We start from the raw sequence: 11,560 nt of genomic DNA, 5'->3' as shown, positions 1-11,560 counted from the left end.
AAGGGATTCGAGTTCAACAGCTTTCATTCACTCATCATCAAACTCCATCAGAGAGCCAACATGCCAACCCCCCAACGCTTGTCTTCACTGACGCCCACCCTGGTGCTCAAGTGGTCGCTGAAAAAGCCAGCCGCCGCGATGTCCATCGGCCTGGCCATGAGCTACCCGTGCTTCGCCGCGCAGGCTCAGGAAATGGCGTTCCGCATCCCCGCGCAATCGCTGAATTCTGCCCTGCAGAGCTTTGCCAAGCAGACCAATATCCAGGTGCTGTACAGCCCGGACGATGTCGCCGGCCTCAGGACCCAGGGCATCAACGGCCAGTTCACGATCGAAAGGGCCATCGGCGAGCTGCTGCGGGGCAGCCCAGTGTCGTACTCGTTCACCGACAACACGCTGACCCTGACGGCGAGAAGCAATGCAGCCGTGGAACTGGGCGCGACCAACGTGGACGCGAACAAGCTTGGGGCAACCACCGAAGGTACCGGCTCCTACACCACCGGTTCCGCGCAGACGGCCACCAAGCTGCCGCTGTCCCTGCGCGAGACGCCGCAATCGGTGACGGTCATCACTCGCCAACGCATCGAGGACCAGAACCTGGCCAACCTCAATGATGTGGTGCAGAACACGCCCGGCCTGACCCTTCGCCGCACCGGTCCCGAGCGTTCCTCGTACTACGCCCGTGGCTTCTCGCTCGACAACATCATGTACGACGGCCTGCCCACCAGCCTGGACAGCTCCCAGGTTTCCCAGGACCTGCTGTCGGCCGACATGGCCATGTACGACCGGGTCGAAGTGGTGCGCGGCGCCACTGGCCTGATGCAAGGTGCTGGCAACCCTTCTGCGGCGATCAACCTGATCCGCAAGCGGCCGACCCGCGAATTCCAGGCCAGCATCGAAGGCAGCGCGGGTACCTGGGACCGCTATCGCACCGAGGTCGATGTGTCCGGTCCGCTGAACGACACAGGGTCCGTTCGCGGCCGGATGGTGACGGCGTATCAGACCGGCAACAGCTTCCGCGATACGCTGGAAAACGAGCGCAACCTTTTCTACGGCATCATGGAAGCCGACCTCAACGACAGCACCACCTTGACCCTGAGCGCTTCGCGCCAGCAGGACAACAACAACGGCAACGGCTGGACCGGCATCCCGGTAGGCGTCGGCGGCAAGGACCTGCACCTGTCGCGTTCGACCTCGCTGAGCAACGACTGGGAGTACTGGGACAAGGTCAGCACCTCGGCCTATGCCGCGCTGGAGCACATCCTGGACAACGGCTGGAAACTCAACCTCTCGGCCACCAAGACCTGGGCCGACCTGGACATGCTCGGCACCTACATCGTCTTTCCCGCAGCCACGCAGGTCTATAACCAGTACGTCGGTGCCGGTCACTACCGGGAAACCCAGAACAGCTTCGACGCCTATGCCAGTGGTCCGTTTCGCCTGATGGACCGCGACCATGAACTGGTGGTCGGTGCCAGCCACCGACGCGTGGTGTTCAACGGCGACGTGCCCTACAACATTCTTCTGAACAGCGATATCGACCCTGCGAACTGGGATTCGGGTGCCACGCCAAAACCCGAGAGCCAGGATAAGTATGGTTGGCAGAACACCAACGCCAAGCTCAACAGTGTCTACGCCACCACCCGACTGAGCCTGGCCGACCCGTTGAAGCTGATTCTCGGCAGCCGTCTGGACTGGTATGAGAACAACACTACCCAGCCTTACAAGGACACCGAGAGCGAGTTGAAGGAAACCCGCCATGTCACCAAATACGCCGGCCTGATCTACGACCTGAATGACAACCACAGTGTCTACGTCAGCTATACCGATATCTTCAAACCGCAGAACTACCTGGATGAGTCCGGCAGTATCATTGCCCCTATCACCGGCAAGAACTATGAGCTGGGTATCAAGGGTGAGTACTTCGATGGCGCGCTGAACGCATCTGCCGCCATCTTCCAGATCGACCAGGAGAATCGCGCCAAATCCTTCAGTTGTAATACCTCGTTCGCCACTACGTGTTACGAGGCATCGGGCAAGGTACGCAGCAAGGGTATCGAACTGGAAGTGCAGGGTCAGCTGACCCCGAACTGGCAACTGGCCGCCGGCTACACCTTCGCCGAGGCCAAGTATGTGAAGGATACCAACGAAGCGAACGAAGGCCGTCTGTTCGACACCGACATTCCCCGCCACCTGTTCAAGATGAGCACCACCTACACCCTGCCTGGCCAATTCAACCAGTGGCGCGTAGGCACCTCGCTGTACCACCAGAACCGCATCTACAACAAAGGCACGACATACATGATCGAGCAGGATGGCTACACCCTGGTCGACTTCATGGTGGGCTTCAAGCCGACCGAGCACATCGACGCACGCCTGAACCTGAACAATGCGTTCGACAAGAAGTACTACAACTCGCTCAGCAACAACGTCACCGTGCCGAGCAACGTCTACGGTGACCCACGCAACCTGATGTTGTCGGTCAAGTACACGTTCTGATTGATTGCGATATGGAAAACGCCCCGGCTGCTGAGCAGCCGGGGCGTTTTTTTTGAATGGATTCGTGCTGGGTTTCCCGTAAAACCCACAGGTACGGCGCAGGCCCTGACAGCTATGAAGATCCTGTGGGAGCGGGCTTGCCCGCGAAGCAGACGCTGCGGTGAATGGCACCGGCTTCGCCGGTGTTCGCGGGCAAGCCCGCTCCTACAGGTACCCCGCCGAACCTGAGCATGGCGGTGACCTTGTAGGAACAGGTTCACCCGCGAATAGGCCAGCACAGGGTACCCCGCCGAACCCGAGCATGGCGGTGACCCTGCAGGAGCGGGTTTACCCGCGAATAGGCCAGCACAGGGTACCCCGCCGAACCTGAGCATGGCGGTGACCCTGGAGCGAGTTCACCCGCGAATAGGCCAGCCCAGGCAACCCGCCGAACCCGAGCATGACGGTGACCCTGTAGGAGCGGGTTCACCCGCGAATAGGCCAGCCCAGGCAACCCGCCGACCCCGAGCATGGCGGTGACCCTGTAGGAACAGATTTACCCGCGAATAGGCCAGCCCAGGCAACCCGCCGAACCCGAGCATGACGGTGACCCTGTAGGAGCGGGTTCACCCGCGAATAGGCCAGCCCAGGCAACCCGCCGAACCCGAGCATGACGGTGACCCTGTAGGAGCGGGTTCACCCGCGAATAGGCCAGCCCAGGCAACCCGCCGAACCCGAACATGACGGTGACCCTGTAGGAGCGGGTTCACCCGCGAATAGGCCAGCCCAGGCACCCCCGCCAGCCCAAGCCAGCCCTACGACATCTGCTCTTCAGGCGCCTCCAGCTCCCCGAGCAGACGCTCCAGATCGTCGAGGTCATCACTGCTGCCAGTGTCATCGCGGGCGATGCTCTGCACATAGTGCTCAAGATCCCGGGCCTGGAACAGCGCCAGCAGCGGCAGCTCGAACTGCAACTGCACCTGCAACCGCGCCGTGACCTGCGTGGCCAGCAACGAATGCCCACCCAACTCGAAGAAATTATCGCCAAGCCCCACCTGGTCGATCTCCAGCGCCTCGGCCCAGATCGCCGCGACCTGCCGCTGCAACTCGCTTTGCGGTGCCACGTAGGCCAACTGCTGGACGCTGACATCCGGCGCCGGCAGCGCTTTGCGGTCGAGCTTGCCGTTGGGCGTCAGTGGCAGCGCATCGAGCCGCACCAGGTGTGCCGGGACCATATAGTCCGGCAGTGTGGTGCGCAGATGCGCGCGCAAGTCCGGGATCTCCCCTTGCGCTACCAGATAGGCCACCAACTGCCGGCCACCCGGGCCCTCGACGTCGATCACCACCGCCTCGCGCACCGAGGCATGGGCGAGCAGCGTCTGCTCGATCTCACCCAGCTCGACGCGAAAACCGCGGATCTTCACCTGGTGGTCGATACGCCCGACGAACTCGATCACCCCGTCGTCGCGGTAGCGGGTCAGGTCACCGCTGCGGTACAGGCGGCCACCGCCCTGCGCGCTGGTGTCGAACGGGTCGGGCAAGAACTTCTCGGCAGTCAGCGCCGGGCGGCCCAGATAGCCCCGCGCCAGGCCAGCACCGGCCAGGCACATCTCCCCTGCCGCACCGATCGGTCGCGGGTTGCCGGTGCCGTCGAGCACGTAGCCGGCGCTGTTGGGCAGCGGTCTGCCAATGTTGGCCGGGCCGTTCGCCTCGCGGCGGGTGCAAGTGGAGTAGGTGGTATCTTCCGACGGCCCATACAGGTCGTACACATGCTGCACGTGGCCCAGTCCGTAGAGCTGGTCCACCAGCGCCTGCTTCAATGTCTCGCCCGCCGTGTTGATGATGCGCACGCTGGCAGGTATGTGCCCGGCGTCGTACAAGGCCTTGATCGCCGACGGCACGGTGTTGATCAGGCGCACCCGATCGCGCGCCGCCAGCGACGACAGCGCCAGGGCATTTGCCGCGATCACCGCGTAGCCGCCCGCCGACAGGGTCACGAACAGCTCCCACAGCGACAGGTCGAAGCACACCGAGGTCGCCGCCAGCACGCCCTTGAGATCGTCCTGGCTGTACTGGGCGAGCGCCCAACCGATCAGCGCCGTGATGTTGCGCTGCTCGAGCAGCACGCCCTTGGGTCGGCCGGTGGAGCCGGAGGTGTAGATGGTCAACGCAAGATTGCGCGGCGAGCCGAAGGTCTCGAGGTTTTCCTCGGCGTAGTGGTGCAACACCAGCGAATCGAGCAGCACCACCTTGGCCGAAGTGGCCTCCGGCAAGCGTTCCAGCAACGAGCCCTGGGACAGCAGCACCCGTGCCTGGCTGTCTTGCAGCATGTACGCCAAGCGCTCCTGTGGGTAGGCCGGATCCAGCGGCACGTAGGCACCACCGGTCTTGAAGATCGCCAGCAAGCCGACCACCAGGTCCAGCCCCCGCTCCAGGGCCACGCCCACCAGCACTTCCGGGCCCACGCCCTGCTCGCGCAGATAGCGAGCCAGTTGGTTGGCGCGGCGGTTGAGCTGCGCATAGGTCATTTCCTGCAGGCCATGCACCAGGGCGACGGCATCGGGGGTGCGGGCCGCCTGGTCTTCGATCAACTGGTGGACGCACTGCTCGGCGGGGTACGGCTGTGCATTGCGGTTCCACTCGACCAGCATCCGCTGGCGCTCGACACCGCCGATCATCGGCAATTCGGCGAGCGGCTCGTCGGCGTGACTGGCGATGGCCTGCAGCAGGTTCAGCCAATGCTCGCCCATGCGCTGGATGCGAGGCGCATCGAACAGGTCCGAGGCGTAGTTGATCACGGCCATCACCCCATCGCTGCGCTCCAGGGTATTGAGGCTGAGGTCGAACTGCGAGGTGTGTTCGGCCAGGTCTATTTCGCTGGCGCTGATGCCCTGCATGCTATCGGACGAGACCCGCTCGCCCACAGCATCAAGGTGGTTGTACATTACCTGGAACAGCGGGTTGTAGCCCAGGCCACGTTCGGGCTTCAATTCCTCCACCAGTACATCGAACGGAATGTCCTTGTGCGCCTGGGCCTGCAAGGCGGTTTCCTTGACGCTGGCCAGCAGTTGCGGGAACGACTGCAGCGGGTCAACGGCCACGCGAGCGACCAGGGTATTGACGAAGAAACCGATCAGCCCCTCCAGCTCCAGGCGGTTGCGGTTGGTGGCCGGCACGCCGATGTTCAAGGTCTCGCGCCCGCTGTAGCGCGACAGCAACAGGGCGAACGAGGCAAGGAAAACGTGGAACAGCGAGGCGTTGCCCTGCACCGCCAGGCTTCGCAGACGCGACGTCAGCTCGGCAGGCAGGTGGATATCGATGCGCCCGCCGCGGTAGCTCTGCACCTGCGCACGCAAGCGATCGGCGGGTAGCTCCAACACCGAGAAATCGTCTTCCAGGGCCTCTCGCCAATAGGCCAGCTGCGCCTGCAACTGGCCGCTGGCCAAGCGCTCGCGCTGCCAGCTGGCGTAGTCGGCGTACTGTACGGCCAGGGGCGTACGCTGCAACGGCTGCCCGGCGGCGAACGCGTTGTAGGTCGTCACCAGCTCGCTCACCATCACGCCCATGGACCAACCGTCGGAAACGATGTGGTGAAGCACGATCGACAGCACATGCTCATCGGTACCGACGCGCAGCAACTGGACACGAATCAGCGGTCCGTTGCCCAGGTCGAAGGGCTCGGCCGCTGATGCCTGCAGGTGCTGGGTCAGCGCCTCGACAGGCTGGTCGCTCAGATCATGTTCGGCGATGGCGACCGGTCGAGCCGGCTGCACGCACTGGTACGGCACGCCTTGGCGCTCCTCGAACACGGTACGCAGCGTTTCATGGCGTGCCACCAGTTGGTCGAACGCTGCCTGCAGCGCCGCGCGGTCCAGCCCGCCCTGCAGGCGCACCGCCAACGGCGTGTTGTACGCAGTGCTATCGGGGTTGAGCTTCCAGAACATCCATTGCCGGTATTGGGCATGGGAAACCGGCAACGGCTGCTCGCGGTCCACCCGCGCTATGTCGCTATCCAGTGCTTGCCCAAGGCTCTCGACCACCTCGGCGAAGCCTTGCAGGTCGGTGGTATCGAACAAGGCCCGCAATGCCACATCCACGTTGAGTTGCTGGCGAATCCGCGATACCACCTGGGTCGCCAGCAGCGAGTGGCCGCCGAGGGCGAAGAAGTTATCGTCCAGCCCCACCTGCCCGACCTGCAACACATTGGCCCAGATCGCGGCGACCTGGATCTGCATGGGCGTGCACGGGGCCCGGTACTCGGCCACCGTGGCCACGGGCTCCGGCAACGCCCGGGTATCGACCTTGCCATTGGCGGTCACTGGCAAGCGTTCAAGCAACGCCAGGTACTGCGGCACCAGATGCTCCGGCAAGGCCTGACGCAGGCGGGCGCGCACACCGTCGACGAAGGTGCGGCGTGCATCCTCGTCAGCGGGCCAGGCCTGGGGCACCAGGTAGGCGGCCAACTGGGCATCGCCCTCCTTGCCCACCAGGCGCACCACGACGTTGTCGATCCCAGGTTGCTGGCGCAGGCAGTTGTCGATTTCCGCCAGCTCGACGCGGTAGCCACGGATCTTGACCTGGCCATCGATACGCCCGGCGAATTGCAGGTTTCCTTCGGCGGTTTGCCGCACCCAGTCGCCACTGCGATACATGCGGGTGCCGGGAGCGCCCAGCGGATCGGGGACGAAACGCTCGGCGGTCAAGCCCGGTTTGCCGAGGTAGCCACGCGCCAGGCCCATGCCGGCGATATGCAGTTCACCCCGCGCGGCGCCCGGTACCGGCTGCAGGCAAGCGTCAAGGACGTAGGCGCGGCTGTTCTGCAGCGGACGGCCCAGCAGCGGCTGACGGCCCATCGCATGGGTCAGCACGCCTACGGTGGTTTCCGTGGGGCCGTAGTGGTTGATCACCGCCAACCCAGGCGCCAGCGCGGCGATTCGCTCCAGCAACGCACAGGCGCAGGCCTCGCCGCCCAGAACCAGGCAACGCGCCGGCAAGGCTGCGGCACCGGCGGCCAGCATGGCTTGCAGGTGCGACGGCACGATCTTCAGCGCGTCGATTTCATGCTGCGCCATGTAGCCGGCGAAGACATCGGCGTCCAGCACCTGGTCCTTGGCCAACAGGTGCAAGGTCTTGCCGTTGCACAGGGCGCCGAACAGCAGGGTATGCCCAAGGTCCGCAGCCGGCGTGCTGACCATGGCCAGCCGTTCCAGCTGCGCCATGGGCAGCCGCTGCGTCACGCCTGCCACATAGTTCACCAGAGCGCCGTGGCTGACGGCTACGCCCTTGGGCGTGCCGGTGGTGCCCGAGGTATAGATGACGTAGGCGAGGTTGCCGCCATGTACCGGCACCTGGCGCAACGGCTGCGTCTGCTGCTCGCCGTCCAGGGCGATACAGGCCACGTCGAGGGGCACGCTGGACGGGTCGATGCGCCCCAGCAGGCGTTTCACGCCACTGTCTGCGAGCATGAACGCCAGGCGGCTCGATGGTTGATCCGGTTCCAGTGGCAGGTAGGCAGCACCGGCTTTGAGCACGGCCAGCATGCCGACCAGCATGTCGATCGAGCGATCGGCCACCAGCCCTACCCGCTCGTCCACTGCCACGCCGATATCCAGCAACCGCCGGGCCAGGGCATCGGAGCGGGCCTGCAGCGCTGCGTAGGTGATCGATTCGTCACCGCTGACCGCCGCGACACGCTGGGGATGAGCGCTGGCGGCGGTGTCGATCAGGGTGTGGATGCACAGGGTTTCATCGACATCGGCCACCTCTGGCAACTGCGTAGCCGGTGCATCGGCTGCCAGCGCCAGCTCGCCGACCCTGACGCCGGGATCTGCTGCCAGAGCTTCGAGCAAGACCAGCCAGTGCTGGCTCATCGCAGCCACGCTCTGCGGGGCGAACAGCTCCTGGGCATAGGTGAACACCGCGTGCAGGCGCCCGCCGCTCTCGTAGGTATCCAAGGCCAGGTCGAAGCGCGCACTGTGCTTTTGCAGCGCGACCTTCTCCAGGCTCAGGCCGCTGCCCAGGCGAATCTGCCCGGCATCGGCGATGGCCGCCTGGTGGTTGAACAACACCTGGAACAACGGACTATGGCCACTGCTGCGGTCGAAATCCAGCGCTTCGACCAGGCGCTCGAAAGGCAGGTCCTGGTGCGCCTGGGCACCGAGCGCGGTGTCCTTGACCCGGCGCAGCAACTCGGCCACGTCGATCAACGGATCGATCTCGGTATGCAGCACCTGGGTATTGATGAAACAGCCGATCAGGCCTTCCACTTCCGCCCGATGACGGTTGGCCACCGGGACGCCCACGCGTACGGCTCGCTGGCCGCTGTAGCGCTGCAGCAGCAGCTTGAAGGAAGCCAACAGCACCATGAACAGCGTCGCGCCCTGGGCTTTGGCCAGGTCTGCGATCCGCTCCACCAGCGCTGGCGGCACTTGCAGTTCAAGGCGCGCTCCGCGGTGGCTCGGTACTGCTGGGCGGGGGTAGTCCAGTGGCAGCTCCAGCGGGCTGTGATCGTCACCCAGCTTGGCTTGCCAGTAAGCCAGTTGTCGCGCCTGTTCGCCCGCCTCCAGCCAGCTGCGCTGCCACAGCGCGTAGTCGCGGTACTGGATCGGCAAAGCCGGCAAGGCCGCGTCGGCCTGGTTGCAGGCGGCATCGTAAAGCTGGACGAACTCTTGGATCAGCACGTTGAGCGACCAGCCGTCCGCGATGATGTGGTGCAGGGTGAGCAGCAACACGTGTTCTTCGACGTCCAGGTGCAGCAGTTGCACGCGCCACAGCGGCCCCTGCAACAGGTCGAAAGGTGCTTGCGCCTCGGCCTCGGCCACAGCGCTGACCTGTGCTTCGCGCTCGGCTTGAGGCAGAGCGCCAAGGTCACGCCGAACGATCATGGCCGCCGATGGCGGGAGCACGACCTGGCGCAGTTGATCGCCTTCTGCCTGCAAATGCGTGCGCAGGCTTTCATGACGGGCCACCATCTGGTCGAAGGCGCTTTGCAGGACCTGCAGGTTCAACGGGCCGTTGAGGCGCACTGCCATCGGCAGGTTGTAGGCCGCGCCCTGGGGTGCCAGTTGCCAGAGAAACGCCATGCGCCGCTGGGCGTAGGACAGCCCGTCGCGATCACTGCCGGTCACGTTGGCAGGGATCGGAAACAGGGAAAAGTCGATACCCTCTTGTTGCAGGCCAGCCAGGAACAAACGGCGTTTTTCCAGCGGCAGTTCGATAAAGCGGCGAGCGAGTTTCAACGATTGTTCGGCATTCATGCGATGCGTCCTCGAGGATCGGAAGCGGGGCGGGCCCGGTCGTTACCTCAAAGACGAATGTCAGGCGGGTTGATTTATGGGTGGGGTGCGGGGCTGCCGGGGTGTGCGCTTGAGAGTTGTAGCGGCGCACAAATCGAGCGCCGCCCGCGCGGCGCTTCGCGGGACAAGCCCGCTCCCACATTTGTTTCGGGCCAATCATGTCTGAAAGGCCATGATTGTCAGCCTGGGGGGCCGGCGCGATATCTGTGTTGGCGCCCGGGCGCACCCCGATTGACCGTAATGCCCCAAAGGCGAACAACCATGGCCTGACAGACCGTGGCACGTTGCAACAAATGTGGGAGCGGGCTTGTCCCGCGAAGCGCCGCGCGGGCGGCGCTCGATTTCAGCGGCACTGCACAACTCCAGCGCACCCCCACCCAAAATCACCCAACAACCGAAGCCGCTACCGCCCGTTCAAAAATCCCCGCCACCTCGTCGATCTGTTGCGCCGTGATGATCAACGGCGGCAAGAACCTCACCACGCTGCCATGACGCCCGCCCAACTCGATGATCATCCCACGCTTGAGGCATTCACGCTGAATGCGGCTGGCCAGCGCCGGGTCCGCTGGAGGATGGCCCAGCGCGTCAGGCGTGCCGTTGGGGTCGACGACCTCGACGCCCAACATCAGCCCGCGCCCACGCACATCGCCCAGTTGCGGGTTGTGGCGTTGCAGGCCCGACAGATGCTCGTACAGGCGCCGGCCCATGTCGGCAGCGTGATCGACCAGTCGCTGCGATTCGATATGGCGGATCACCGCGGAGCCTGCGGCCATGGCCATCTGGTTACCGCGGAAAGTGCCGGCGTGGGCGCCGGGTTGCCAGGTGTCGAGCCAGTCGCGGTAGACCATCACCGACAGCGGCAGGCTGCCGCCGATGGCCTTGGACAGCACCACCACATCAGGAACGATATGGGCATGCTCGAAGGCGAACAGCTTGCCGGTACGCCCAAAGCCGGTCTGGATTTCGTCGACGATCATGGCCACGCCAGCGCGTGCGGTGATTTCACGCACGCCACGCAGCCACGCATCCGCCGCCGGGACCACACCGCCCTCGCCCTGCACCACCTCGACGATCACCGCTGCAGGAGGCTGCACACCGCTCTCCGGATCGTTGAGCAGGTTGTCCAGGTAACGCAGGTTCACCTCCACGCCCTGCTGGCCACCCAGGCCGAACGGGCAGCGGTAGTCGTAGGGGAACGGCATGAACTGCACGCCCTGGCTGAGCAGCGCACCGAGGGGCGTCTTGGCCTTGAGGTTGCCCATCAGGCTCAAGGCGCCCTGGCTCATGCCGTGGTAGCCGCCCTGGAAGGCGATGACGGTACTGCGGCCGGTGGCGATGCGCACCAGCTTCAGGGCCGCTTCCACGGCATCGGTGCCGGTAGGGCCGGTGAACTGGATCTTCGCATCCTTGACGAAGGCCGGAGGCAGCACCGCGAACAGGTCCTGGACGAAACGGTCCTTGACCGGGGTGCTCAGGTCCAGCGTGTGCAGCGGCAACTCGTCGTCCAGCACCTGACGGATCGCGTCGATCACCACAGGGTGGTTGTGGCCCAAGGCCAAGGTGCCAGCACCGGCCAGGCAGTCGATGAAGGTGCGACCCTCGACGTCTTCGACGTGGATGCCACGGCCGCGCTTGAGCGCCAGCGGAATACGACGCGGATAGCTACGGGCATTGGACTCTTGCAGTTTCTGACGCGCCAGGATCGGGTTGTCCTCGAACTGGTAGTCCTTTTCCACGACGTCATCGATGCCAGGTTTTTCGGCCAACACTGTGCTCATTGCTGTGCTCCT

Annotated in this window: 3 protein-coding genes; 1 reads left to right on the top strand and 2 read right to left on the bottom strand. The window is 64.5% G+C overall.

Annotated features, from left to right (window positions below; all coding sequences use genetic code 11):
• Positions 1–60 precede the first annotated feature (60 nt).
• On the top strand, positions 61–2,496 hold the full coding sequence (locus tag E6B08_RS09360) for a TonB-dependent siderophore receptor (protein ID WP_136913746.1): 2,436 nt from the start codon (positions 61–63) through the stop codon (positions 2,494–2,496).
• Positions 2,497–3,290: 794 nt separating this feature from the next.
• Here the strand turns inward: E6B08_RS09360 and E6B08_RS09355 are convergent.
• Both E6B08_RS09355 and E6B08_RS09350 read right to left on the bottom strand, forming a co-directional pair.
• The gene (locus E6B08_RS09355) at positions 3,291–9,731 is read right to left on the bottom strand and encodes a non-ribosomal peptide synthetase (RefSeq protein ID WP_136913745.1); all 6,441 of its coding nucleotides are present in this window, start codon (positions 9,729–9,731) and stop codon (positions 3,291–3,293) included.
• Positions 9,732–10,153: 422 nt separating this feature from the next.
• The gene (locus tag E6B08_RS09350; protein ID WP_136913744.1) at positions 10,154–11,548 is read right to left on the bottom strand and encodes an aspartate aminotransferase family protein; all 1,395 of its coding nucleotides are present in this window, start codon (positions 11,546–11,548) and stop codon (positions 10,154–10,156) included.
• Positions 11,549–11,560: the final 12 nt, after the last annotated feature.

Origin of the sequence: Pseudomonas putida (assembly GCF_005080685.1) — a bacterium.
Lineage (GTDB): Bacteria > Pseudomonadota > Gammaproteobacteria > Pseudomonadales > Pseudomonadaceae > Aquipseudomonas > Aquipseudomonas putida_V.
The sequence above is the reverse complement of the archived record's forward strand: the minus strand, read 5'-3'. Positions and strand labels throughout refer to the sequence as shown.